The organism is Streptomyces sp. NPDC091416 (genome assembly GCF_044756845.1).
GTDB lineage: Bacteria > Actinomycetota > Actinomycetes > Streptomycetales > Streptomycetaceae > Streptomyces.
In genome coordinates this window covers 1-24,719 of the sequence record NZ_JBIVTU010000006.1, presented here as the reverse complement: position 1 = coordinate 24,719, position 24,719 = coordinate 1, and the positions used below count along the sequence as shown (strand labels likewise).

The 24,719-nt window shown below is 68.0% G+C and carries 21 protein-coding genes, 1 tRNA gene and 2 pseudogenes; 13 read left to right on the top strand and 11 right to left on the bottom strand.

Features of this window, described 5'->3' with window-relative positions:
* Nucleotides 1-174: 174 nt before the first annotated feature.
* Nucleotides 175-519, bottom strand: coding sequence for a hypothetical protein (locus ACIQMX_RS18935; protein WP_363068694.1), 345 nt, complete (start codon nucleotides 517-519; stop codon nucleotides 175-177).
* Nucleotides 520-856: 337 nt separating this feature from the next.
* Between ACIQMX_RS18935 and ACIQMX_RS18930 the strand changes: the two genes are divergently transcribed.
* The gene (locus ACIQMX_RS18930) at nucleotides 857-2,536 is read left to right on the top strand and encodes an acyl-CoA dehydrogenase (protein ID WP_402479482.1); all 1,680 of its coding nucleotides are present in this window, start codon (nucleotides 857-859) and stop codon (nucleotides 2,534-2,536) included.
* Between the two features lie 437 nt (nucleotides 2,537-2,973).
* Here ACIQMX_RS18930 and ACIQMX_RS18925 read toward each other — a convergent pair whose 3' ends face one another.
* A complete protein-coding gene (locus ACIQMX_RS18925) occupies nucleotides 2,974-3,204 on the bottom strand; it encodes a DUF6243 family protein (RefSeq protein WP_402479479.1) in 231 nt (76 codons plus the stop codon).
* A 411-nt stretch (nucleotides 3,205-3,615) separates the two neighbouring features.
* Here ACIQMX_RS18925 and ACIQMX_RS18920 point away from each other — a divergent pair, with 411 nt between their 5' ends.
* The 5 genes from ACIQMX_RS18920 to ACIQMX_RS18900 all read left to right on the top strand — a co-directional run bounded on the left by ACIQMX_RS18920 (nucleotide 3,616) and on the right by ACIQMX_RS18900 (nucleotide 9,883).
* Entirely contained in the window at nucleotides 3,616-4,251 is a 636-nt protein-coding gene (locus tag ACIQMX_RS18920) for a DUF998 domain-containing protein (protein WP_402479476.1), read from the top strand.
* Nucleotides 4,248-5,363, top strand: a complete 1,116-nt coding sequence (locus ACIQMX_RS18915; RefSeq protein WP_402479474.1) for a sensor histidine kinase — start codon at nucleotides 4,248-4,250, stop codon at nucleotides 5,361-5,363. Before ACIQMX_RS18920 ends, ACIQMX_RS18915 begins: the two co-directional genes overlap by 4 nt.
* Nucleotides 5,360-6,019 (top strand): response regulator, encoded by a 660-nt coding sequence (locus tag ACIQMX_RS18910; RefSeq protein ID WP_402479471.1) that lies wholly within the window; start codon nucleotides 5,360-5,362, stop codon nucleotides 6,017-6,019. Before ACIQMX_RS18915 ends, ACIQMX_RS18910 begins: the two co-directional genes overlap by 4 nt.
* Before the next feature lie 529 nt (nucleotides 6,020-6,548).
* Nucleotides 6,549-7,838 carry a phospholipase D-like domain-containing protein gene (locus tag ACIQMX_RS18905; RefSeq protein WP_402479469.1) on the top strand — a complete coding sequence of 430 codons (1,290 nt, stop codon included), beginning with the start codon at nucleotides 6,549-6,551 and terminating at the stop codon, nucleotides 7,836-7,838.
* A gap of 416 nt (nucleotides 7,839-8,254) precedes the next feature.
* Nucleotides 8,255-9,883 carry an FG-GAP repeat domain-containing protein gene (locus tag ACIQMX_RS18900; protein ID WP_402479466.1) on the top strand — a complete coding sequence of 543 codons (1,629 nt, stop codon included), beginning with the start codon at nucleotides 8,255-8,257 and terminating at the stop codon, nucleotides 9,881-9,883.
* A gap of 441 nt (nucleotides 9,884-10,324) precedes the next feature.
* Here ACIQMX_RS18900 and ACIQMX_RS18895 read toward each other — a convergent pair whose 3' ends face one another.
* The 3 genes from ACIQMX_RS18895 to ACIQMX_RS18885 all read right to left on the bottom strand — a co-directional run bounded on the left by ACIQMX_RS18895 (nucleotide 10,325) and on the right by ACIQMX_RS18885 (nucleotide 12,292).
* Entirely contained in the window at nucleotides 10,325-10,726 is a 402-nt protein-coding gene (locus ACIQMX_RS18895; protein ID WP_402479463.1) for a DNA-binding protein, read from the bottom strand.
* Entirely contained in the window at nucleotides 10,723-10,971 is a 249-nt protein-coding gene (locus tag ACIQMX_RS18890) for a hypothetical protein (RefSeq protein WP_402479460.1), read from the bottom strand. The genes ACIQMX_RS18895 and ACIQMX_RS18890 overlap by 4 nt, the downstream gene beginning before the upstream one ends.
* A gap of 103 nt (nucleotides 10,972-11,074) precedes the next feature.
* Nucleotides 11,075-12,292 carry a DUF4365 domain-containing protein gene (locus tag ACIQMX_RS18885; protein WP_402479457.1) on the bottom strand — a complete coding sequence of 406 codons (1,218 nt, stop codon included), beginning with the start codon at nucleotides 12,290-12,292 and terminating at the stop codon, nucleotides 11,075-11,077.
* 245 nt (nucleotides 12,293-12,537) lie between these two features.
* Between ACIQMX_RS18885 and ACIQMX_RS18880 the strand changes: the two genes are divergently transcribed.
* Entirely contained in the window at nucleotides 12,538-12,840 is a 303-nt protein-coding gene (locus ACIQMX_RS18880; protein WP_402479454.1) for a hypothetical protein, read from the top strand.
* An 827-nt stretch (nucleotides 12,841-13,667) separates the two neighbouring features.
* On the opposite strand, the gene ACIQMX_RS18875 is transcribed toward ACIQMX_RS18880, so the two are convergent.
* Complete coding sequence (locus ACIQMX_RS18875; protein WP_402479450.1) at nucleotides 13,668-14,801, bottom strand: hypothetical protein; 1,134 nt, start codon at nucleotides 14,799-14,801, stop codon at nucleotides 13,668-13,670.
* A 691-nt stretch (nucleotides 14,802-15,492) separates the two neighbouring features.
* Here ACIQMX_RS18875 and ACIQMX_RS18870 point away from each other — a divergent pair.
* Nucleotides 15,493-15,780 (top strand): annotated as a pseudogene (locus ACIQMX_RS18870) (transcriptional regulator); the annotation flags it as partial.
* 1,047 nt (nucleotides 15,781-16,827) lie between these two features.
* Here the strand turns inward: ACIQMX_RS18870 and ACIQMX_RS18865 are convergent.
* The gene (locus tag ACIQMX_RS18865; protein WP_402479447.1) at nucleotides 16,828-17,460 is read right to left on the bottom strand and encodes a hypothetical protein; all 633 of its coding nucleotides are present in this window, start codon (nucleotides 17,458-17,460) and stop codon (nucleotides 16,828-16,830) included.
* 366 nt (nucleotides 17,461-17,826) lie between these two features.
* A complete protein-coding gene (locus ACIQMX_RS18860; protein ID WP_402479444.1) occupies nucleotides 17,827-18,069 on the bottom strand; it encodes a hypothetical protein in 243 nt (80 codons plus the stop codon).
* 161 nt (nucleotides 18,070-18,230) lie between these two features.
* Between ACIQMX_RS18860 and ACIQMX_RS18855 the strand changes: the two genes are divergently transcribed.
* From ACIQMX_RS18855 to ACIQMX_RS18845, 3 genes and pseudogenes are all read left to right on the top strand, one after another.
* Complete coding sequence (locus ACIQMX_RS18855) at nucleotides 18,231-18,434, top strand: transposase family protein (protein ID WP_402479441.1); 204 nt, start codon at nucleotides 18,231-18,233, stop codon at nucleotides 18,432-18,434.
* Nucleotides 18,415-19,803: pseudogene (locus ACIQMX_RS18850) on the top strand (ISL3 family transposase); the annotation flags it as partial. The gene ACIQMX_RS18855 and the pseudogene ACIQMX_RS18850, both read left to right, overlap by 20 nt.
* A complete protein-coding gene (locus ACIQMX_RS18845) occupies nucleotides 19,796-20,224 on the top strand; it encodes a DUF4240 domain-containing protein (protein WP_402479438.1) in 429 nt (142 codons plus the stop codon). The pseudogene ACIQMX_RS18850 and the gene ACIQMX_RS18845, both read left to right, overlap by 8 nt.
* Before the next feature lie 395 nt (nucleotides 20,225-20,619).
* Here ACIQMX_RS18845 and ACIQMX_RS18840 read toward each other — a convergent pair whose 3' ends face one another.
* Nucleotides 20,620-21,369 carry an SDR family oxidoreductase gene (locus ACIQMX_RS18840; RefSeq protein WP_363068710.1) on the bottom strand — a complete coding sequence of 250 codons (750 nt, stop codon included), beginning with the start codon at nucleotides 21,367-21,369 and terminating at the stop codon, nucleotides 20,620-20,622.
* A 528-nt stretch (nucleotides 21,370-21,897) separates the two neighbouring features.
* Nucleotides 21,898-21,971: transfer RNA gene (locus tag ACIQMX_RS18835), tRNA-Gly, on the bottom strand.
* Between the two features lie 502 nt (nucleotides 21,972-22,473).
* On the opposite strand from ACIQMX_RS18835, the gene dcd reads away from it, so the two are divergent.
* Both dcd and ACIQMX_RS18825 read left to right on the top strand, forming a co-directional pair.
* Nucleotides 22,474-23,049 carry a dCTP deaminase gene (gene dcd, locus ACIQMX_RS18830; protein WP_136326616.1) on the top strand — a complete coding sequence of 192 codons (576 nt, stop codon included), beginning with the start codon at nucleotides 22,474-22,476 and terminating at the stop codon, nucleotides 23,047-23,049.
* Between the two features lie 6 nt (nucleotides 23,050-23,055).
* Nucleotides 23,056-23,556: a phosphoribosyltransferase gene (locus ACIQMX_RS18825; protein WP_326737201.1), complete on the top strand. Its 501-nt coding sequence runs from the start codon at nucleotides 23,056-23,058 to the stop codon at nucleotides 23,554-23,556.
* Nucleotides 23,557-23,625: 69 nt separating this feature from the next.
* On the opposite strand, the gene ACIQMX_RS18820 is transcribed toward ACIQMX_RS18825, so the two are convergent.
* A complete protein-coding gene (locus tag ACIQMX_RS18820; RefSeq protein ID WP_363078724.1) occupies nucleotides 23,626-24,537 on the bottom strand; it encodes a Yip1 family protein in 912 nt (303 codons plus the stop codon).
* Between the last annotated feature and the right edge of the window lie 182 nt (nucleotides 24,538-24,719).

Here is a 24,719-nt window from a genome sequence, read left to right as displayed (position 1 = left end):
TGCGGGGGGGGGGGGGGGGGGGGGGGGCCGGTGGGGGGGGGGGGGGGGGGGGGGGGGGGGGGGGGGGGGGCCCGGGCGGGGGGGGGGGGGGGGGGGGGGGGGGGGGGGGGGGGGGGGGCCGGCCCCCCCCCCCGCCGCCTGGCGGGCCATCGCGGACGCGATTGCCCGCCGGACTCAGGAGAAGACGACCGAGCGCACCAGCAGCCGGTCCGAGGCTCCGCCGCCCGGGCGCAGGGTGAAGTAGGCGTCACCCGTGCAGTCCGCTTCGAGGAACACGGTGGCCACCGCGTCGGTGCGGTTCTTGGGCGCGTACGCGGCGGATCCCGGCTCGGACCCCGGGCCCTCGATGTTGATGCACGTGGCGCTCTCGGGGTCGTTCATGAAGCCGACGGCCTCGTAGCCGTCGGAGGTCAGGTACGTGTAGCGGAACTGGCCGTTGGCGGCCGAGGCCGAGCCGGCGGTGGCGAGGAGCAGGACGACGGCGCCGGCCGAGGCGGCCAGGGAGGAGCGGAGACGCATGAAGGTGTTCACCTTTTCTCGGGCGTACGGAGATCAGGGCAAGCGCTGCCCGTACGGCCCGCGAGGCAAGCGCGGCGTCGCCCGAACGAGGCGTGCGGAATCGTTCCTTCCGATCATTCGGCCCAGCTTGACGGCGTCTGCACCTGGACGGGCGGGTGATGTGGACACATAAAGATCGTTTCCGTGAACCGGCCCGCTCGTTGGGTCGGTCGTGATGATCAACATTGATGCGCCCCCGCAGACCGTCCGGCAACTCGCCCCGCGACTGCCCGAGTTGACCGAAATCTTGTTCCGGGACGGAGGCGATGGAACGGAATCCCACAGTTTGTGGCGCAAGGTGATCGCGACCGACCGGTTCCGCCATCGCGTCCATATGCGGGCGGAGGAACGATGGCGGCTTTCGTACGACCGGTTGCGCGCTCTGAACGACGAGGTGCTGTGCCCGGAGTCCCTGGCCCGGGACCCCCGTGGGCTGGCCGCCCTGCACGAATGGACCTCGGTGGTGGACGGGGCCACGGCCACGGTGGCCGGCATCCACTACAACCTCTTCCTCGGGAGTCTGCTCGACGACGGCGTCTCGCCGCCGCGCGACCTCGCCGGGTTCGCCGCACTGGCCCGCACAGGAACCTTTCTGTGCACCGAGCGCGCGCACGGCAACGACGCGGCCGCGCTGGAGACGATCGCCCGCTACGACCGTGAGCGTGACGAGTTCGTACTGCACACCCCGAACGAGGGCGCGCAGAAGTACATGCCCAACACCAGTCCCGCAGGCGGCCCGAAGACCGCGGTGGTCGCGGCCCGGCTCCTGGCCGACGGCCGGGACCATGGCGTCTTCCTCTTCCTCACCCCGCTGAGCGACCGCCACGGAACTCTGCCCGGCATCACCGTGACGGTGCTGCCCGAACGCGTCGGCAGCCCCGTGGACCACTGCGTCACGGGCTTCGACCGGGTACGGCTGCCCCGCACCGCGCTGATCCAGGGGGAGCACGGCGCATTGCTGCCGGACGGCACCTTCACCAGTGCCGTGGGCAGCCCGCGCAAGCGGTTCCTGCACGCGATCCGCCGGGTGACGGTGGGAAAACTGTGCATGAGCGCGAGCACCCTCGGAGGCAGCCGCGCGGCCCTGGCGATCGCGGTCCGCTACGCGGGCATCCGGCACATCTCCGGCCCCGCGGCCGGACAGCGCGTACCGCTGGCCGCGCACCGCAGCCACCACGCCCGACTGCTCGCCTGCACGGCCACCGCGTACGCCATGACCTTCCTGCACAGGGCCGTCACCGACCGCTGGATCTCGCACGCCCCCGAGGACCGGGCCGAGAGCGAACGGCTGGTAGCGGTGGCCAAGGGCTGGATCACCTGGCAGGCCCGCGAGATCACGATCGAGAGCCGGGAACGCTGCGGGGCCAGGGCCCTGTTCCCGGTGAACGGGCTGGCCGAGTTCGCCGCGAACGCGGACGGCGCCATCACCGCCGAGGGGGACAACCTGGCGATCTGGTGCAAGGCCGGTGCCGAGATGATCTTCGGCCACCCCATGCTCCCGGAGCCGCCGCCGGCGACCGGCCGGGAGTCCCTGACGGACCCCGCCTTCCTGCGCCGGGCCCTCTCCGCCGCCGAGCGCCACTGGCACCTGGCCGCGCGGCGTGACCTGCGCCGCGGCGACGGGGGCGACGCCCTCGGCCGCTGGAACCACGCCTCCGCCGCCGCTCTCGCCCTCGTCGAGGCGTACACGGTGGGCCGGGCCGCCGACGCCTTCGCCGCGGCCTGCGCGGACGTCACCGACCCGGGCACCCGCGCCACCCTGGCCGACCTGTGCGCCCTGTTCCTGCTCGACCGGTTGCCCGCGCTCACCGGACTCCTCCTGCTCGAAAACGCCCTCACCCCGGACCAGGTCCGCTCCCTCCCCGAAGCGGTGCGCGCGCTGACGTCCAGACTGGCCCCACACCTGCCGATGCTGACGGAGGCGTTCGACATCCCGGAGGAGTACCTGATGTCGCTGCCGATGCTGACATCCGTCTGAACAAGGCCCCGGCCACCGATCCCGCCACGCGAACCCGGCGGGCCACGAGAGCGGCCGGGCGACGGACTCGCCGCGCGTACTCGGGGGGCCGGGGGAGCAGCTGGGTGGGCCGTGAGAGCGGCCGGGCGACGGACTCGCCACGCGTACGCGGCGGGCCGGGGGAGCCGCCCGGCGGCCGACCCGGCACGCACCATCGGACCGCGTCTCACGGAACAGTCCCTGGTCCGGGGGCGGCAGGGGGTCGGCCGGGGGTCGGCCGGGGGAAGCCTCAGGCCGGGAACGGCCTGCTGCCCGGCCCGGGATTCGGCAGCAGGGCCGGCCCCGGAAACGGACGGCTGCCCGGCCCGGTTACGGCAGCAGGGCCCGGGACCGCGCGTCGCGGTCCCGGGCCCTGCCTCCTGCCTCGTACGGTGCGTGCCGCCAGCGGCGGCGGCGCGTCAGCTCTCGGCGGGGGAGTCGTCGCCCGTCCGCCCGGCGCTCTCGGCCGTACCCTCGGCCGCGCCCGCCTTCTCGCGCATCTTGCGCACCAGCTCGGCCTTCCGGTCGGCCGCGCCCTGACGGTCGAGGTTGCGGTGCGGGCCGTTGTTCTGCCGTTCGGTGCGGGACAGCCGCTTGCGCTTGCCGCCGCCCATGCCCACGGGGTTGTTGATGTTCTTGCTCACGGTCATGGGTTCTCCCGGTCAGGATGTGAAGTGGTCTACGGATGCATCGCTGGGAGACGGGCGGCGACGGCGAAGGCCATCAGCAGGCGCCCGTCACGCTCTCACTCGTACAGCGGCGTCCGGAAGAACATGACAAAGACGTTACCCGGTTCCGCCGACTCCGCACACCAGCCATTTCGCCGCTCCGGCACCGGCCGGGCCCCGACGGCGTCCTGTACCCGTACCGTCCGGACCTCGCGCCCATGGGCAGTCTCCCGGCCGGGGCGGCACAGGAGCCGGGCAGCGTGCGACGGCCGGGTCCCGTCGTACATCCCGTCGTACACCGATCGGAGTAGCCGTGTACTCCGGTGACGCAGGCACGAATGACGCCTCGGGGACGATGCTCCCGGGCGGAGGCCGCACCTACTGTCTGGCCCCATGACCAAGACATTCTCTCTGGCCGGCTTCACTGTCGCCGTCCTCGCCTTCGCGGTGTCCGACGCGGTCAACAGGGGGTACGACCCGTTGGCCGAGACGATCAGCAGGTACGTCAACCTGCCGCACGGCTGGCTGGTGACCGTCGGCCTGCTGGCGGTGGCGGTCGGGTCGGCGGCCGTGGCCGTCCGGGCCGGCGGCAGCGGACGGGCCGGGTGGCTGCTGTACTTCTGGGCGGGATGCGTGACGGTCGCCGCTGTCTTTCCGGCGGACCCGCCGGGCAACTGGGACCGTCCCTCGGTCTCCGACAGCGTGCACGGAGGAGCGGCCTGGATGGGATTCCTCGCGCTGGCGATCGCGATCGTGCGGCTGACCGTCGTATGGCGGCGCGAGCCGGCGTGGGCGTCGCAGGCGCGTGGACTGACGGTGCTCGCGTGGGCGTCGTCGGTGGCGTTCGTGTTGTTCGCCGCGGCGTTCCTGGACAGAGCGGCCCTGACCCATACCGCCCCACTGGGGCTGGCCGAACGCATCGTCCTCGCCCTGAACCTGGCCTGGCTGGCCGTGGCCGCCACCTCGGCGAAGCCCCGGCCCTCGGCCTCGGGCGCGAGGGAGCGCATGACGCCGGGCATCGTCACATGAGCCCTCGCCCGCAGGACAGGCGGCAGGCCCGGCTGGTGGACCTGGCCCTGGCGCTGTTGACCGCCGTGAGTGTCGGTGCGGGCCCCGCCGCTATGGGCGCACCGCTGTCGTGGCACGGCACGTTCGGCCTGGGCGTGATCCTGGGCGGTCTGCTGCTGGGCCGCAGACGCCGCCCCGTGCTCGTGCTCGTCCTGTCCGCCGCCGCGCTTGTCGGCTACCGGAGCGCCGGCCTGTTCGAGGGCGGCGCCGTCTGGCCCCTGACCGTCGCCCTGTTCACCACCGCGCTCGGCCGCCCGGTCCGGGCCGCCGCCGTCGGCACCCTCACCCTGGCCTGTGACCTGGCCCTGCAAGGGCCCCTGCAAGGACTGGACGCCTCCGAAGTCCTTGCCCGGGGCGGCGTCGAGCTGCTCTGGCTGGCCCTGGTATCGGCTGCGGCGAGTTCCTGGCGCCAGTACGGCCGTTGGCGGACCGAACACCAGGCCCGTCTCCTGCAACTGGAACAGACCCGGCTGGTCGAGCAACGTCTGGTCATCTCCCGGGAGGTTCACGATGTGGTCGCCCACACACTGGCCGTCGTCGGTGTCCACCTGAACGTCGCCGTCGAGGCTCTGGACGATTCGCCCGAGGAGGCGCACGCCGCCCTGCGCACCGCGATCTCCGTACGCAACCAGGCCATGACCGACCTGAGGACGTTCGTGGGCGAGCTCCGCGACGTGCCGCAGCACGGCTTGGAGTCCGTCGCGAGCCTGGTCTCGCAGGCCGAGACCTCCGGGTTGGAGGTGCGCTACGACGCGGAGGGCGACCCCGATGCCGTTCCGGCGGCCCAGGCGCTCACCGCCTACCGGGTCATCCAGGAGGCCGTGGTCAACACCCTGCGCCACTCCGACGCCGGCCGCCTCACCATCCGGGTGCAGGCCCGGCCCCGAGCCCTGGCGGTGACGGTCACCGACGACGGGCGCTCAGTGGCCGGATTCACCGAGGGGCACGGGCTGACCGGCATGCGCGAGCGGGTCACGGCCCTCGGGGGAACACTGCGTGTGGACACGGGCAACGGCTTCGCGGTCCAGGCCGTCCTGCCTCTGACGGACCACATGACAGGCTTGGCGCCATGACCATCAGTGTGCTGCTCGCCGACGACCAGGCGCTCGTACGCGCGGGGTTCCGCAGCCTGCTCGGCCGCGCCAGGACCCTGGCCGTGGTCGGTGAGGCCGCCTCGGGGGAGGAGGCGGTACGGCAGGCCGCCCTGCTGCGGCCGGACGTCGTGCTGATGGACATCAGGATGCCGGGCATGGACGGCATCGAGGCAACCCGCCGCATCCTGGCCGAGCTGCCGGCGACCAGGGTGACCATCCTGACCACGTTCGACACCGACGAGCACGTCTTCGAGGCGCTGCGGGCAGGCGCGAGCGGCTTCCTCACCAAGGAGGTCGAACCGGCCGAACTGCGCCGGGCGGTCGCGGTCGTGGCGGCGGGCGACTCCCTGCTGTCACCGGGCGTCACCCGCCGCGTCATCGAACGCTTCGCGCACCGCCCGCGGCCCACCGCCACACTGCACGCACTGACGGCGCGTGAGAACGAGGTGGTCAGGCTGGTGGCGGAAGGACTGTCGAACGACGAGATCGCCGACGCGCTGGTGATCAGCCCACTGACGGCGAAGACCCACATCACCCGGGCCATCACCAAGCTGGGCCTGCGTGATCGCGTGCAACTGGTCATCACCGCCTACGAGCACGGGCTCGTCAGCGTCTCGCGCGCCGATGGCCGATGAGGGACAGGAACGGATGACGGGAATCGGTTCCGCTCCGGCCGCAGGCCGGCGCCCAGCCGCCCGTTGCGCTGCGGCACGTCTCACCGGCGGGTGAACGAGACCGCAGCGTTGGCTCCTCAGGCCCGGAGCTCATACCTGCCTTCGCCCGCAGCTGCGGCTCACCGGCGAGCGAGCGAGACCGCAGCGCCGGGCCGTCAGGTCCAGAGCTGATACCTGCCTTCGTTGCACACGGGCACGCAGACCTGATGCTGTGGCCGCCGTACACGGCAGGACGCGAACCCCGGCACGTAGGCCGACGGCTCCACCCAACCACGATCCCGCCGACGTCGACGCCGACGCCGACGCCGACGCCGACGCCGGACCACGTGGCGGCACGGGCCGATGCCGTAACCAACCCGCACCCGGAGCCGACGTGGCACCTGAGCCGGATGACTTCACGCTGAAGTAGTGCTTTGCTGACCCGGTTTGACGAACCGATGGATACGAACCGCGCACCGCGCGGAAGCACGAGGAATGAGGAAGACCGACGATGATACCGACGCTCGCCAGAACCCTTTCAGGGCCCCTGTCCCGGCGGTCCGCCTCCCCGCACCTCTCCGCACTGCCCTCCACGCCGGTCCGGCGTGCGGCCGGCGTGCTGCTCGCCGTCGCCGCCTGCGTGGCCACGCTGCTCGCGCCCGCACAGACCGCCGACGCGGCGACCGTCCCCACCACCCCGGTCTTCAACAAGCCGACCGGCACCACCGCCGAGCAGCAGGCCATCCTCACCCAGGTCCGCTCCGTGATCGCGAACGCGGACAGCGGCTCGGTCCTGCGGCTCGCGATGTACCACCTGTGGGACGAGACGGTCGCCACGGACCTCGGTGCCGCGAAGGCCCGGGGCGTCAGCGTCAAGGTCGTCCTCGACGAGAGCACCCTGGATTACCCGTCCTCCTACGACCTCCTGAAGAGCAGCCTCGGCACCAGCACCTCCGCCGCCTCCTGGGTGGCCCTGTGCGCCAAGGGCCGCTCGTGTCTCAGCACGGAGGCGACGGGCATCAACCACAACAAGTTCCTGCTCGCGAGCAGCGTCGGCGGCGGCGCCCAGAAGAACGTCGTCGTCCAGCTCACCTCGAACCTGACACCGTCCAACTACAAGCGGTACTGGAACAGTTCGGTGACCGTCGCCGGCAACACCGCCCTGTACGACGGCTACGTGGCCTACTTCACCCGTCTCCCGGCCCAGAACCGCACCGCCTGGTCCTACACGTACGGCAACGCGGGCGACTACAAGTACTACTTCTTCCCCCGCGCGGGCAGCGACGCGACCACGGACACCGTGGTCAACGCGATGGACAACATCACCTGCCGCTGGACCGACTCCGCGGGCACCGCGCGCCGCACCACCGTCCACGCCGCGATGCTGAAGATCACCCGGCAGGCCGTCGCGGACAAGCTGCGCGTGCTGGCGGGCCAGGGCTGCCTGGTCGACCTGGTCTACAGCGAGACCGACTCCGGCACCTGGAACGCCCTGCACGGCGTCTCCGGCATCACGAACCGCTGCTACCAGCAGCACGACCCCGACGACGCCGCCGACGCGCCCAACCGGATCGTGCACTCGAAGAACTGGATGGTCGACGGCATGTACGCGGGCACCGCCCAGAAGGTGATGTTCACCGGCAGTCACAACTGGAGCGGCCCGGCCCTGCGCAACAACGACGAGGCCATGCTGCGCATCACGACGCCGTCGATCTTCGACGCGTTCGAGGCCAACTTCCAGGCCGTACGGTCCGCCGCAGTGCCCGGCACCAGCGACAACGTGGCCGTCTGCAAGGGCTGACAACGGTCAGGCCCGTCGCCCGAGCCGATCCTCATGCAGTCGCGGCACCGGCACGGGCGAGACCCTCGAACGGGGCGTGCGCTGAAGCGCGTTCCGTTCGGGGTGGTCGTGCGCAGGATGGCCCGGCGCCGCGGATAACCGCGGCATGGACGCGGATCTGGTTGCCGCAGAGCCTGGTCCGCTTGTCGTCGCTGTCGGACGCCAGGAGGACGACCGTCGTCTGTGCCAGGTCAGGGCCTGGACGGGTGCCGTTCGGCCAGGAGCCGGGGTGTGTGCGTCATGCAACGTACACACCCTTAACATGTGCCTCCACATACTTCATTGGGGGGAGCATGTCGAACTCTTCACGTCGGCGCCCGCACTCCGTGCGTGCCCGCCTGCTTGCTGCTTGCACGGGCGTGGCGGCCATGGCCGGCATGCTGCTTTCGTCCCCGGCGGTCGCCGAATCGGTGCCGTCGAGTCCGCCCAAGGCCTTGCCCCGGGCGGACTTCCTGGGAGACGGACTGGGCAAGATCATGTATCGCCCGCTCACCGGCCCGTTCTGGCTGACAAATCCGGTGAGCAGCTCCCTGGCGTACCAGTTCTTCCTTGAGGAGGACCTTCCGGGCGATGTCTCCTTCAAGGACTACGTTCCGGTCGGCGACCAGGACGGCGACGGTGCTCCAGAGCTCCTGGTGCTCACCACCAACGGGACGCTCAGCATGGTGCGCACCTCGCACGACTACAACTGGGCCTACGTGGGGGAGAACACCCGTGTGGGGTCCGGCTGGCAGATCTACAACAAGGTGCTGTCGCCGGGCGATCTCAACGGTGACAACCGGGCGGACGTCCTGGCCCGGACTCCGGGTGGCGATCTCTACTTCTACGCTGCCACCGGCGACAAGGCTGTGCCGTTGGGGCACCGGGTCAGGATTGCCACCGGCTGGCAGATCTATGACCAGCTGGTCGGTGTCACGGACAACGACGGCGACGGTGTCGGTGACGTTGTCACCCGCACACCCTCGGGGCAGCTCTTCTTCCACTCCGGAATCGCGGGCGCGGCACCGGCGTTCAAGGCGCCCGTAAAGCTTGGCGCCGGGTGGGGCGTGTACAACCAGATTGCCGGCGGCGACGACATGGACGGCGACGGCAACGGCGACCTCGCGGCCAGGACGGTCGACGGGTCGCTCTACATATACAAGGGGCTCGGCCAGGGCAGCTTCGCGCCGCGGACTCAGGGCACGTGGACCAGTGGTTGGCAGCGGGGAGACGTGATCCTTGGCGCGGGAGGAAACCCCGCCTACGGCAAGTCTCGCATCCAGGCGCTCGGCACCGACGGCAAGATCTACACGTACGAGACGCTCGGCAACGGCCTGCTGGCCCCGCGCCGTCAGGCGCCTTCGCCCTACCAGTGCGACACCTCGTACGGCGGCACAAGGCTGATGACCTTGGTCTCCGACACCGCTCTCGACAAGAGCCCCGAGATGCTCGCGGTGTGCAAGAACGGCTGGCTGACCGGCGGATCGGTCGGCCAGTGGTCCATCGGCGGAGGGTGGAACATCTACGACACGCTGGTCGGCCCCGGAGACCTCACCGGCGATGGCAAGGGCGACCTGCTCGCGCGCGACAAGTCCGGCCATCTCTACCTCTACCGGAGCACCGGCAACGAGTTCTCCCTCTCCACCCCGTCCTTCGCCTCCCGGGTCGAGGTCGGCGGGGGCTGGGGCCTCTACGATCGGATTGTCGGAGCGGGGGACTACACGGGCGACGGGCGAGCCGACATCGTCGCCCGCACGCCGGCGGGAGTTCTGTACCTGTACGCCGGGACAGGCATCACCTCCAGCCCGTTCGGACGCCGCGTCAAGGTGGGCTCCGGCTGGAACGTATACAGCAAGCTCGCAGCGATCGGGGACGTGGACGGCGACGGGCGGGGCGACCTCCTCGCAGCCGACCGCGGCGGCCACCTCTACCGCTACGCCTCGACCGGCGCGGCCCCGGGAGCAGGGTCCTTCCGCCCCCGAGCCCTGATCGGGGGCGGTTGGAACACGTACCGCGAACTCAACTGAGGCCGCACGTATGTGGGGTGGGTGGACGGCGGTCCGGGTAGCCGCCGGCACATCCACGCCAGGGGCGGCCATCCCCACCGGCCGAGCAGAGACGAAGTCCGGCAGATGGCTGTCCCAACGGGCTGCGACGCCTCACCCGGGCCCGGGCCGTCGATTCGCTCCACGCCCGCGGACAGCGCAGGCAAAGAGGCCCCGGGCTGCCGGCCCTGGACCTTGGGTGTTGAGCTGCCGAGCGGGTGTCGAGAGTCGAACTCGCGCGCCGAGCTCGGGAATCAACGGTTCTTACGCTGTTGGATGGACTCTGACCTGCGCTTTCGGATTGGGCAGGTGGATGGCTCCCGGTCTCGGGGAACCGGATCTGACCGCTGTTGTCCGCTCTGCCGGGCACGGATGGGGCACGAGAGCCGGCAGTGCGACGCGTGCTCCGGGCGGGCGGACTGGTCAGAGGGAGATGATGCGGACTTGGTTGCCGCAGAGCTTGGCCATGTCATCGCTGTCGGACGTCAGCAGGGCGACGGGCTTCGGCTGGCGGAGCGCGACCTCGGCGACCGTGGCGTCGAGAGCGAACTTGTGTCCGTGCAGTCCGGCACCTTCGAGCAGCTCCGCTGCCGCCTTCGCCGCCTGCTCGGTGACCGGCTCCACCTTGATGCGGGACAGGGCCCAGTTCAGGCGGGGCATGTTGGTACGGGAGTGGGCTACTTCCACGATGGTGTTCGCCCCGATCACCAGGTCGGCTCCCATGTCGTGGAAGACCTGAAGCATCGCGAGGAGCTTGCGGTCCTGCGCGATCCAGGCGGAGAGCCCTTCCGAGTCCAGGACGACGGTTTCGATGCGCTCGCTCACGCGGTGTCCGCGTCCTTGGAGGAGCCGGTAGCGCCAAAGATCTCCGCGTGGGCCTCGGCGAGCTCCTCGTCGCTGAAGCCTCCGTGCTCTTCTTCATGCCGGCGAAGGTCGTCGCCCAGAAGCTGGTGCCGGATCTGGCGGGCCACGGCTTCCGCCACATAGCCGGAGACGTTGTCCGTGAGCTTGCGGAGCTCCGCCACCTGGTTGCTGGGGAGCGTGACGGTGATGCGAGTCGTTGAGGACATGTAGCAAGCATGCTGAAGTATGCAAAGGCTGGGGAAGTTGTGGCCCGGTCGGCTGACGGCGTCGTCGCCGTCAGGTACGGACGCTCACGCGACGATCCGGATGTCACTCCCTCCCTGCCGGCTCGGGGATGCGCCAGATGATTCGGACCTGTTCGTCGAGGGGGAGCGAGGGGCCGCCCACGTAGATGCGTTGGATGAGATACAGGCTGGCCAGCCGATAGGCCTCCGGTTCGATGTCGTCCACCGATTCCACCGTTGCCCGGCTGAGCTTGTGCACCTGTCGGACGATGCGTGGCTCGGTTTCGAGGGAGCCGAGTTCGGCCACGATGTTCGGTTCCAGATCGGTTTCCTCCCGCATCGCTCGGATCGAGCGCTGCACGAGGTCGGGCTCGGTATCGATGCGGTCGAGTATGCGCTCGAGTACGTACGCATGGATGACGTCCGCTGCGATCCTGCCGTGTTCCGGGGGCTCCTCCCCGGTGCAACTCGGGCATCCCTCGCACTCGACGAGATCGCCCTCCGGGCCTTCGTCGGCCTGCCGGGTGGAGGCGAAGCACGCGGCCACCCACATAAGTTCGATTCGGTCCAGCCCCAGGTCTTCGGCGGTCAACAGATCGATGTCCTGGGCCTCGAGGCCGTCCGGGGGCTCGGGCAGCTGAAGCTCGGACCGCATCAGCGACTCCAGAGTGACCCAGGCCGGTCCCCATTCCTGGGTGCTGAGCAGCAGCGTCGCCACAGCGTCGCCCGGGCGCTTCCAGAAGATGAGGTCTTCGTCGTCACCGTTGACGAAGTGCAGAACGTGATCGGCAGGGTCGAATTCCGCTCCGGACATCTCCTCAAGGTGAGTAAGAACGGCCTGCCGGCCGCGATAGCGCCCGACGTAACGGCGTGCCTGGGCGACGAAGGAGCCCATGGTGGTGTCGTCCAGCACCGCATTGGGACTGATCCCGATGAAGCGAGGCTCATGGAAGGAACCGGAGCGGCGGAGCTGCTGGGTGGCGTTGGCCCAGTACAGCTTCTTGGTGTCCGGGTCGTACACCACGCAGTAGACCGGGATGTTGCCCTCCGACCAGGTATCGCGATGCCGGTCGATGGGCACGACATAGCCGTTGCCCCGACGCCAGCTGTCGCCTCCCTTGACCTGGACCTTGATCGTGTCGCTGGTGACATCGTCGTTGTCGGTAAAGGTGACGTAGAAATCTTCACCGAAGTCGTTCTGCCCGGATATCTCCTGCACGATGTGGTCGTGCTCCTCCAGCAGTGTGCGCAGCGCGTTCACCGCTGCCTGGCCCACCCGCCGCCCTTTGGGGATCTTCGGCATGTCACTTTCTCCACAGGTTTTTCGTCCACCTGGGCGCACCGCAACAGCCTCGCCCTCGGCTACCTTGCCCCATGCGTCTGACATCGCAGCCGGGAGTGCTCGGATGACCAGGGCCGGCTCGATGACGGGCGTCCAGTACGAGGGCTGGGCATCGGCTTCGGTGCGTCCCTCGCCTACACGGAGCGCACCGCGAAACTGCCCAGCTAGTGGGCCCATTCCGAGCCCGGTGCGGCACCTGAAAGCCCGTGGCGATGCAGCAGTGGCTCCGGCGTCATCCCGATGTGATGGTGATGCAACCCGTTCTGGAGATCTCCGCCGCCGAAGACTTCGTGCTCTGGCCGGTTGGCGAGCACGAGTCATACGGCTACCTCGTGCTGAACGGAGAGCTCACTCCCGCGGAGGTGGGCACGGTGGTGATACGCATCGCCGCCTGGAACGACTTCGAGCCGGAAGAGAAGCACGGGCAGTGCCCGACCGACCCGCTCAGCGCCTTCCTGCACGGCCTGCTCACGATGCCTGACCTGTTCGCCGCAGGAGATTCCGGGTGACCGACACCACCGCCGGCACCGTCTTCGTCGAGCCGTGCTCCTGCAACGGCCCAGTCACGCATGCCCTCGCTCAGCTCCTGTCGGGGAGGAGTGCGTAGACGGGTCCAGACAACAAACAAGGCCCGGGTCGATGACCTGGGCCTTAGTCGTGGAGCGGGTGACGAGAATCGAACTCGCGCTCTGAGCTTGGGAATCAGCGGCGCTCGCGCCGTTAAAAGTGCCTATGACCTGAGTTTTCCGTGAGGAAGCTTGGATTTCCATGGACTCAAGAGGCTGTATCTGACCGCTGTTGTCCGCTCCGCTGGGCACGGATGGGGTGCCCGTGCAGCCCGGCACCCCTGAGAAGTTCCGCTGCTTCTCTCGCCGCTTGTGCGGTGACGGGCTCCACCTTGACGCGGGACAGAGCCCACTTCAGGCGAGGCGAGAGTGGCTGACTTTCACGAGGAGACGCTGACCTGCCGTAACCGCCGCGAAACGCCCGCTCGTGCAGGACCGAGCGAACACCGGCAGCACGGGCTTCCGGGGCCTTGGTGCCCTCGCGGGGCGCCCGCCCGAGGAGCTCCGCAAGGGGGCCTGCCGCGTACAGCCCCCCCGACCGGCAACACATGACGCCACTGCGGGCTGGACGCTTGAGGGGGCTCCCACTGCTTCGCATCGAGCCGAGCGCCGAAGGATGTTGATGGTCGGCACGGCTATCAATCCGGCAGGCACCCCAGTCGCGGTCCTCGCGTGTCGTCACTACGGTGTCCGGATACAGCCCGGGCAACAGCAGAAGCTCCGGGCCACCGGCCTGAGGCTTCTGCGTGAAGCACCTTACGTGCGTCGGTCTAGGACAACATGTTTGCTTCTCCCGAATCTTTCATGGGGAAGCGAAAGAGGTGGTTCGGGCCTGGCTTCTTGAGGGTTGGCACACCGTAGTTGCCAAAGGCTTTCGCGATAACACGCTGCTGGCCGGTGCATGTGTTGTTCCATGCCGTCGCGAAAAGGTGCATGACCTGGATAGCAGATTGCATACCCCTCACCGGCGACCGATTTCCCTTATCGGTCATTTCCCCGCCGAGGAAATAGTTGCGCAGGACCAGTCCCGGGTCGCGTCGCTGGAAATTCTCCCCGGTGCCCAGCTGCGCGTACCACTGGTCCGGGACCTCGGAAGATCCGCACGCCTGAGTCGCCAGATAGTGAACGAGGGTGGTCGCACGTGCCGACGCGCGCGGGATCGGCTTTCCTCGCTTCACCGAGTGTCGGATCTCCGGGTGACGGTCCAGTACCGCCTTGAGCTGGTCATCCGACACCGGATACCGGTTCTTCCACTTCTCGATCGGATGGTTTTCCCACATCCAGAGCAGGCGCAGAGCAGCGGACAGGTTGAAGGCGTCCTTCTCGCCGGCGGCTGCGAACGTATACGAGCTGCTGCGCATCTTCCCACGGTCGACCACATTGAAAGTGTCGCCCTCGATGCCACGCGCAACGCTGTAGCGCAGCGTGATCCCCACAATCACCTGAGCGGCCAGCCTGTGCTGTCCGTCGTACAGCATCCCCTGCTGGTCGCTTGCCAGCCCCTGATGGGTGGTTCGCCACTCCTTGCGGCGCATGGCGCCTGCCCATTCCTCGACCTTGCGGTCCTCCATGGTGCGCTGGTACCACGGGATTCGGAGCAGCAGCTCGCACGCATCCATGGGAGAGACGTCCTCGAACGACAAGGAGGGGGCCCCGGACCAGAGACGGGGTGTGGGGCGCCAATTCATTTTGGAGAGTTTGTGCGTGAATTCCAAATACTGGGTGCCGGTCACCAACTCGGGCACGGAAAAGGATTTTGTCGAGCTCTCCGTTCGGATTTCCCACTCGTCGCCATGTCGGCTCATTGAGAATCCCGGACATGAGCAGACGGTTTCCACGAATCTGGCCATGCTGTACAGGGGTGCGCCGGGTTCTTCGTTCGAATTATTTTGCGAGGCGGCCATTTTGCCCTTCCTTAGGAGTTGCGCAAGACAGGTGGTCACTCTTTCCGGTGCGGTGGGTCAAGCGAGTCGATGAGCCCGTGGCTGGGGAAACAGAGAACGGGCGATTTGATGTAAAATTATTATCGATCATCGATTAAACGTTCGATCTCCGGGTTGGTTTCGCCGAGCCACTTCGTTGGTGGCTGATGTCATCGCGGATAGAGGTCTGGCTCCGGTGCTGCCGGACCTGAGCGGCGCGCTCCTGCCGCGCCGGACTTGACTGCGGATCGGCACTAGCTCCTCGGACGCCGGACGTTGTTGGGGGGAAAACTGGCGCGACGGCGCGTGGAGGAGGACACGGGCGCGCTAGACGCCGACCTGAGCCTTCGTCGGAAGGGCGATGGTGGGCGCCATAAGCGTGCTTCGAGCTTGGAAAGGTGGATCCCGTACCGGAGCGCCTTGCCTTTGTAGAAGCATGGTGTGTGGTGTGGTCTGTCTCTGCGAGCCTGCACCTGAGGACCCGTCTACGGTTGCTCAGCGGCAGGTGGTCGAGCCGCTGCATCCGCGCCGAGATCCGCGGTGAGTGGACCAACCGCTACGGTTCTTGTGTCGCGCTTGTCTTCGATCCGGTGGTGTACGCGTATGGGCGGGGGCACGCCGGCGGTATGCGCCGCATGATCGGGTATCACCTGCGGGCGCGAAGGAATGGGAGGTCTCGCGTTTCGTCACGTTCGATCAGTCAGACCTCTGGGACAAATTTCGCCAGACGAGTGTCAGTCTGCACGGGGTGAGCGCTGCGGTGGCCTTCGGTGACGCCGGGCTTGCCCTGGAGGCCGCGCACACCTCATGCGACGGCACATTCGCCCCCTCCCCGAGCGACGGGCTGCTCTCTGGGGCGAGAGGGCCCGCGCTTACAGCCAGCCGGGCCGACCAGAGGTACCGGGCGCTCCGCATTGCCGAGAGTTGCGCGGCGCAGGACGTACGCTGCCCGGCCAGCAGGTCATGAAGCTTTTCTACGTCGTCGTGTGCGGGGGCATTGCCGGTGATGTCGGGTGATCAGTGCAGCCAAAGACGTAGGTTGGGGTGTGGGTGTCGTCGCGACTGCGCAGGGACTGAGTTTCGTCGACGCGGAGCCGTCGAGGCGCTGACCAGCTACCGATCCGGTCCCCGTGGCGTTCTCCCAGTGCTTCGCAGCCCTTTCCGGCCCCGGACGCGATTGCCCCAGGCGACGTTCAACACGACCAACAAGTGGAGCGGCCGGCATCTCCGACACCCTCGCGCTCGGATCCTCTGCGAGTCCTACGGTCTCGGCACCCCGACCGCCGCTCTGCCCTACATGAACTCCGCCCAGGGCGCCAACCTGCGTACGCCGAAAGCCTGCGGAAACTGCGCACGATGGGCATCTTGATCAGCTCCCACGAACCCACCGCCCGAAGGCGGGAGGCGGGGCAGGCCGATTTCACTGAGAGGAAGGACTCGACCTGCTCACCCTCAGGGTGGCAGCGCAGGCGTGATTCGTGTCGTTGACAACAAAGAAGCCCCGCGCCGTTGGCTGGGGGATTTTTCGTGGAGCGGGTGGCGAGAATCGAACTCGCGCTCTGAGCTTGGGAATCTTTGGGCCTTCGGGCCACAAAGCGCCCCTGGCCTGCGGCGATGTCAGCGCAATCGACCCCTCGGACACCCGGCGCAGACCGCTACTGTCCGCCGTTCACCACCCGTTCTGGCACGGATCTGGCACGACGCCAGCCCCGTCGGCCGACACGTCGAACACGCGTTATTAGCGTCAACAACCTGATCACCGACCACGCCAAAGCGGCCTGGCTTTGCTCCTGCTCGCTGCCTCCTGCCACCTGTGCCCGAGTAACTCCCGACCGAACACCCACAGCAGGTCACGGGCCGTCATAGGCCCCGGTTCCGCTGCCCCCACGACGCTGCCCGATCCGGGCTGCGTGGCCGATGATGATGGCCGAGTGAGCACCAGCAGAATGCGGCTGTTCGGACGCAGCAGGCCAGCTATCGGGGCGCCCTGGTGCGGTGTGTCCAGTCGCTACCACGTGGTCAGGTCGACTGCGTGGACGCAGTGGGGGTCGGATGGGTCCGTCACCCAGCGTTCCTCTTCGCGGATGAGCGAGGGCAGGGCGGCCAGCAGGGCGGTCAACGCGCCGGTGAGCTGTACGTCGGCCGCGATCAGTCCGTCGGCCCTCTCGACTGCGAGGTAGAGGCGCATGGTGTCCTGGCCGGTGAAGAGGAACCCGCAGAGTGCTGGGCTGGGCGGGGTCTCGACGAACGGCCAGGCCAGCGTGCGCAGCACGCGCAGCGCTTGATCCGTGCTGGTCGCGTCGGCGGGTTCGAGGGCGGTGGTATCCACCAGGACCAGGGGCATGCCCGTCACGGTCGCGTCCGTGTGGGGGAGAGGGCCGGATGTGAGCGTGCGTGTCCAGCCAAGTACCAGTGGGGCGGTCACCGGCTCCCCGTCCTCGTCCGACAACGGGACCTCATAGGCGACCAGTTCGTGTGGCGCCACTGTGCCGGCGGCTCCGGTTACGACCCGAACCGCATCCCGCGCCGGCAGCACACCGCGCAGGAAGGTCCCCCCGGCAAGGGGCATCGCTGTGTAGTCGAGGAGGAAGCGCGTGATGTACGCCTGCTGCTCGACCGTTTCCCCGGAGGGGCTGTTCACTCGTTGATCCAGTCCGGGCACCTGTTCATGCCCTTGCAGTAGGCCGTGATGACACCGATCTACTTGCCCCTGCCCGCGTCGTCCTCACCATCGGACGTGCGGCGGGCGTACTGCACGATGACCAGGATCGTGACCAGGTTGGTCTGGTTGCGGGCGACCCAGTAGTGGAGGCCAGCGGTCGGACGGTCATCCAGTGCGGGAGCGAGGCATCGGCATCGATTCCCCGGAAGTACGGGTCTTCGGCCGTGATCAGTTCCGCACGGGCACTCATGACCAGGTCACTGGCTTCAGCGGGCATGTTCTGGAAGTCGTGCTGCGCTTGCTTCGGCCAGTCCATTTGCCAAGGCGGCGGGAGTGGTTCGTCGATCACTCTCCGGGCTTCCTCTCGGCGGCTTCGTGCCGGAGGCGGCTGTACTCCTCCAGAAGCCGGATGGACTCCTCGGGGTCCTCGGACTTGGCAGCGCGGGCTTCGAGGTCGCGAAGGTGCGAGTCGAAGCCGGGGTTCCGAGCGATGGCGTACTGCGTCCACCACAGACGCATGAAGGGCGGCACCGGGGTGATGTTGAAGGCGTCACCGATGACGCGCTTCCAGCGCGTGGCTTTGTTCACGAGAACGGGGTTCTGGCACACATTCCGTGAGGACGATCACCGGCGTTCTGCCACGGTGACGTCGCGTCATCTGGGACCGTGGTCCGGTGTGATGACCTCATAGGGGTGCTGTTCCCGCAGTTCCGGTCGGTCTTGGTGGAGCGGGTGTTCACGGAGGCGGTGTGGTGCACATCGTTGCGAGAACCCTCGATGACACGGCTTCGTGCCCGGATTGCGAGCTTTCGTCGAGTCATGTGCACAGCTGCTACGAACGTCGGCTGGCCGACACTCCGGTCGGCGACCAGCCTGTGGTGATCGAGCTGACCGTACGGCGACTGTACTGCGACAACTCCTTGTGCGGGCGTCGTACGTTCGTTGAGCGTTGAGCAGGTCGCGGGTCTGACGTTCAGGTACGGGAGAAGGACTCCGGCCTCGCGCCGCGTCCTGACGGTCGTTGCAGTTGCCCTCGGTGGCCGGGCCGGGGCCCGGCTGGCAACTGCGCTGCCGGCGAGGGTGAGCCGGACAACGCTGCTGCGGGCGATCATGGCCGTGCCTGACCCGCTCTGGGCCGTTCCAAAGGTCCTGGGTGTCGATGACTTCGCCACCCGTCGCGGGCACCACTACGGCACTGTTCTCATCGACTGCGAGACCGGCCGGCCTCTCGACCTTCTGCCCGGCCGCGACGCCGCCACCCTGGCCGGCTGGCTGCGCGAGCATCCCGGCACCGAGATCATCTGCTGTGACCGGGCCAGCTCCTACGCCGATGGCGCCCGGACCGGTGCACCGAACGCGATACAACTGGCCGACGGGTTCCACCTCTGGCAAAACCTCGGCACCGTCGCCGAAGCCACCATCAGACTCCACAGCACGTGCCTCAAGGCGGCTTTCACCAGCTCCGATGGCCCTACGAGCGATGGCGACAGCGCGAATGCAACGCAGACGATGTCGCCGATCGAAGCCCGCATCCGAGAGCGGCACGCGACCATCCACGCCCTGCTGGCCCAGGGACACGGCATCCGCGGGATCGCCAGAAAACTGCACATCGGCGGTTACACCGTCCGCCGCCATGCCCGCGCGGCAGTCCCCGAACAGCTGCTGACCGGAAGGCACCAGCCCCGGCCCAGCCAGCTCGACCCCTACAAGTCTCACCTGGACAAACGCTGGGCCGAAGGACACACCAACGCTATCCAGCTGCATGCCGAGCTCCAGAACCTCGGCTACCGCGGGAGCTATCAGATCATCAGCGACTACCTGCGACCGAGGCGCCGCCGACGCATCCGCGTTGTCCCACCCGCACCACCAGGCATCCGCCGGATCACCGGCTGGATGATGCGGCACCCCGAGCATCTCGCCGACGGAGAACGCGAACAGTTCGTCGCCCTACTTGCCCACTGTCCTGAGCTGAAGTCCCTCCACGAGCAAGTCCGCAGCTTCGCAGAGATCCTTCAAACCCGCTCCGGTCAGCACCTCAAAGACTGGATCATCGCCGTCCGCACCGCGGACCTGCCCCGATTGCGTGCCTTCGCCACCGGTCTGGAGAAGGACTGGGATGCCGTGCTCCAGGGCCTGGGCACACGCTGGAACTCCGGTCCCGTCGAGGGCCGTGTCAATCACATCAAGATGGTCAAACGCCAGATGTTCGGACGAGCCGAGCTTCCCCTGCTCCGCAAACGCGTCCTTCTCACAGCCGCAGCAAGCTGGTGCCCGGGAGCCAAGACTGTCAGTCCCCTGCGGCATGCTCGCCGACATGAATGAAGACGCCTTCTGGCAGCTCATCGAGGACTGCAGGGCCGCGGAACCAGACCCGGACGCCGAACTCCTTGCAGCCACGTTGACCGAGTGGCTTGCGCAGTCCCCGTTGTCTCTGGTCATCGGCTTTGCCGAACAGCTGTCGTGGGCGCTCTACCGGCTGGACCGCAAGGAGTACGGACACGACCTGAGCGGAGATGCCTTCCTCTACACCCGTGCCGCGGTCGTCGCCGCGGGCCGCACCGAATTCGACAGCGTCCTCCACGACCCTCCGGCCTTCACTCCTTACGCCACCGACCTCATCTGGGCCGAGCACCTGCTCTACACCCCGGACCGGGCATACGAACGAATCACCGGGGAGGAGTGGGACCGCGACACCCGCTACTCCTACGAATCCCGCTCCAACACCGAGGGCTGGGCTGATTGAACGCCATGGCATGGCCTGCGCGTGGTGACGAACTCCAGCGTCGTTGATCGTCCTCACGGAATGTGTGCCAGAACCCCATCCTCGTGAACAAAGCCACAGCGCGCCTCAAAGTCCGGGAGGAGGTGCGGAGTGTGTTCCTGAATCACCAACCGAAGTATTTGAGGCGTGTGTTCGGGTCGGGGAGGCAACCGCAGAGGGTTCCCCCTCGTACCCATCGAAGTGGAGTGCGTGGGCGGGCATGGTTCGTGTTCGTTGGTGTGGGGGTGGGGCAGGCAGCCTCGCGTCGGTCCTCGTGCGACGCCTGCCCGCGGGCCATCTGCGAAAGGCCCCATGCCGGCGCAACGAGTGGGGAGTCGGGCCGGTCGCGCGCGGGGCTGCGACCCAGCAGCGGACCGTCACCGCCCCAGTGCTGCTCCCCCGTTCACATGCACGATCTGCGCCGTCATGTACGCCGCTTCAGGTGACGCCACAAAGTGCACCGCGGCGGCGATGTCCGAGGGGCGGCCCGCCTGGCCCGTCAGTGACTGCTTGGTCCGCGCGGCGACGAACTCGGGCGTGGCCCGGTCGCCGAAGAACTCGGTGTCGGCGACAAAGCCTGGAGCGACCGCGTTCACGGTGATGCCCTGCGGGCCGAGCTTCTGCGCCAGGTCGACTGTGTAGGCGTTGACGGTGGCCTTGGAGCCGCCGTACGAACCGGGGCCGCGCAGCGCGGCGATGGACGACATCTGGATGATCCGGCCGCCGGGCCGGGTGAGGTGCGGCAGCAATCCTTCGGTGAGCAGCACGGCGGTGAGCACGTTGGCCTCGAAGTTGCGGCGGAAGCTGTCCGCGACGCCTTCGAGGGTGCCGTCGTGGGCCGGTGCGACGTTGCCGCCGGCGTTGGCGACGATCACGTCGACCTGCGCGCCGCCCGCGGTGCAGAACTCCACGGCTTTGCGGGCCTGGCCGGGATCGCTCAGATCGGCGGCGACCCAGGTGGCCGTTCCCGCACCATGCGCGGCGTCGAGCTCTCCGGCGGCCTTCTCCAGGGGCTCCTCGCGCCGCCCGATGAGGACGACGTGGTCGCCGTCCGCCGCGAAGACCTCGGCCACCGCCCGCCCGATCCCCGTACCGCCACCTGACACCACGACCTTGCGACGCCCCATGACCCCACCTCATATCCTCATGTATGAACTCTGGTCACATCTCTGACCAGTGACGGTATGACCGCCGGTCTTCGGTGTCAACGGGCAGGTGCCGCCCGTCGGCTCCTCACCCGGATGACGGGGCTCCGATCCGCTCCGACATGCCCAACATCCGCCCCTTCGCCTCAGGTCACCGATCTGGAACGGCAGGCGCCGGCACCTGATCCGTGACCCCTTCGGCCTGCTGCCTCGGCCCGCGGAGCCTCCACGCGCTGAGCGGGGATGCCTTCCCGTTTCTCCAACCCGTTTCGCCAGCGGCCCGATCACCGACGGCATCCCGAACCTCCGCGACCGCACCAACACGACGCGGACTGCCTGCCACGGGTACCTCGGCCCTTGCCTGACCAGTAAGAACGCAGTCATCAAGATCGGAAGGCAGCGGTCTCTGAAGCGGCGGACGACCAAGAATCTGGCATGGATATGGCACGAGACACCTGAACCGGTCCAGACAACAAAGAAGCCCCCGGCCGATGGCCTGGGGCTTTTTCATGGAGCGGGTGACGAGAATCGAACTCGCGCTCTGAGCTTGGGAAGCTCATGTTCTACCATTAAACTACACCCGCGAAACGTACTGGCTGGCCAGCGACGCATCGTCCCACACTGTACCCCATCGCAGGCCCCCGAGGTGTGAGCCCTGGCGTGCGGCCCGGTGAGGTTCCGGTGGTGGTCCGGCGGGGCGGGGTGGTGGTGGACGGGGCTGTGTTGGGCGGGAGTTGGGGGCGTAGCGTGGGTGGTCGGAGTGCCGCGTGCGGTGGCGTCCTGTTCATCCCCTAATGTGGCTTTCTCGTCCACGGCTTGATGGGGAAGGGACTTGATGGACTCCATGGAGCGCACCGTCGTCCGCTGTGCCGAAGGGCACGTTTTCGCTACCGCCTCGTTCCCGATGCAGCAGCTCGGGTCCGGGCGGATCGGTCCCGGGCGGCTTATCCGCTGTCCTCGTTGCGCCCGGTTGCGGCATGCCGTGCCGGTGGTGTTCGAGGAGCGGTAGGGCTTCCGGGAAGGTGGCGACAGGCGCGCGGGCGGCCCGATGGGGGCGGACCCGCGCGTTCTGCGTATCCTCGGTGGGTGCTTCTCTCAGACAAGGACATCCGGGCCGAGATCGACGCCGGACGCGTACGTATTGATCCTTTCGACGCGTCGATGGTGCAGCCGTCGAGCATCGACGTGAGGCTCGACCGCTATTTCCGGGTGTTCGAGAACCACCGCTATCCGCATATCGATCCGGCCGTCGAACAGGCGGATCTGACCCGTACCGTCGAGCCGGACGGGGACGAGGCGTTCATCCTGCACCCCGGTGAGTTCGTGCTCGCCTCGACGTACGAGGTCATCTCGCTGCCCGACGACCTCGCGTCGCGGCTGGAGGGAAAGAGTTCGCTCGGCCGGCTCGGGCTGGTGACGCATTCGACGGCGGGGTTCATCGACCCGGGGTTCTCCGGGCACGTGACGCTGGAGCTGTCGAATCTGGCGACGCTGCCGATAAAGCTCTGGCCGGGGATGAAGATCGGTCAGCTGTGCATGTTCCGGCTGAGCTCTCCGTCGGAGTTCCCGTACGGCTCCGAGCGGTACGGGTCGCGGTACCAGGGGCAGCGTGGGCCGACCGCGTCGCGTTCCTTCATGAACTTCCACCGGACGCAGGTGTGATGCCCGATGAGCGATGACGTGCGGGAGAACCTGACGTACGACGGCTTCGGGCACGCCGTGCGGGAGCTGGCGCAGGCCGTGGCCGATGACGGGTACGAGCCGGATGTGGTGCTGTCCATCGCGCGGGGCGGGGTGTTCGTCGCCGGCGGGCTGGCATACGCGCTGGACTGCAAGAACATTCATCTGGTGAATGTGGAGTTCTACACCGGTGTGGGCACCACCCTGGAGATGCCCGTCATGCTGGCGCCCGTGCCGAATGCCATCGACTTCTCGGACAAGAAGGTCCTCATCGCCGACGATGTCGCCGATACCGGGAAGACGCTGAAGCTGGTGCGTGATTTCTGCATCGATCATGTTGCCGAGGTGCGCTCCGCGGTGATCTATGAGAAGTCGCATTCGCTCGTGAAGTGCGAGTACGTGTGGAAGAAGACCGATCGCTGGATCAACTTCCCCTGGAGCGTGGAGAAGCCCGTCGTGCGGCGCAGCGGGCAGGTTCTGGACGCCTGACGTACGGAAGAGAAGTGACGAGAGCCCCTGCGGGTCCCGGAATGGGGCCGGCAGGGGCTCTCGGTCTTTCTAGATCGTGCCCAGTTTGAGGATCGAGACCAGGGCCAGCAGCTGGATCGCCGACGCGCCCAGCGCCTTCGGCCACGGCAGGTCGTGGGACTTGCTCACCATCGAGGTGAGCAGGGCCGCGGCCGCCAGCCAGGTGATCCAGCCGAGGATCTGGACCAGGGAGTTCTCGCCGCCCAGGAAGAGCGCGAAGACCAGGCGCGGGGCGTCCGTGATCGACATGATCAGCATGGAGAGGCCCACGGTCGGCTGCCACGCGCCGTCGCCGCCGAGCTGGCGGGCGAGGGTGTGGGTGACCGCGCCGAGCACCAGGCCGCCGAGCACGAAGCCGACGCCTGTGATGATGACGTAGGGGATGGCGTTGCCGACCGGGGCGTTGATCGCGTCGTCGCGGGCCTGGTCGAAGCCGAACAGCGCCAGCAGGCCGTAGAGGAACGTGACGACGAGCGCCGGGCCCCAGACCGGGTAGTCGCGCATCTGCCAGAACGTCGGGTTGGGGCGCGTCACGATGCCGGTCAGCAGCTGCTTCCAGTGCAGGCGCGGGCCCGCGGGCTGGGCGGGGGCCTGGCCGGCGCGGTAGGTGTTGCCGTCGCCGTACGGGTCCTCGTTGATGCTGAAGGCCTGGGTGTGACCCGGGCTGTTCGCGTACGGGTCACCCTGCTGGGGGTGGTGGGGCTGTGGGTACGGGTCGGCGAAGTATTCGGGCTCGTCGGCCCCGCCGCCCTGGTAGCCGCCACCGTTGTGGCCGTTGTGGTACCCGGCGTTGTGCGGGGCTCCACCGCCTCCCGTCGGCGGCCATTGCTGCTGTCCGTACGGCGGTGGTGCCTGATTGCCGTACGGCTGCTGCCGCGGTTGTTGTTGCCCTTGCTGCGGGGTGCGGTTGTCCCGGCCGCGTCCGATCCTGAATCCAGCCACGTAATCGAACGTACCTGGTCCGCGCGGTCGGGTGGGCGGGGTGGGCGAACTGGGCCGCCTTTGCCGCTTACCTGTGACATCCCCTAACTTGATCTTTAACCTCAGGGCCCGAACGAGTCCTCGTACTTGATCACTCGGACTGGTAACTGCGGTACATGCGGGCGGCCTTCGGCTGAGCATGT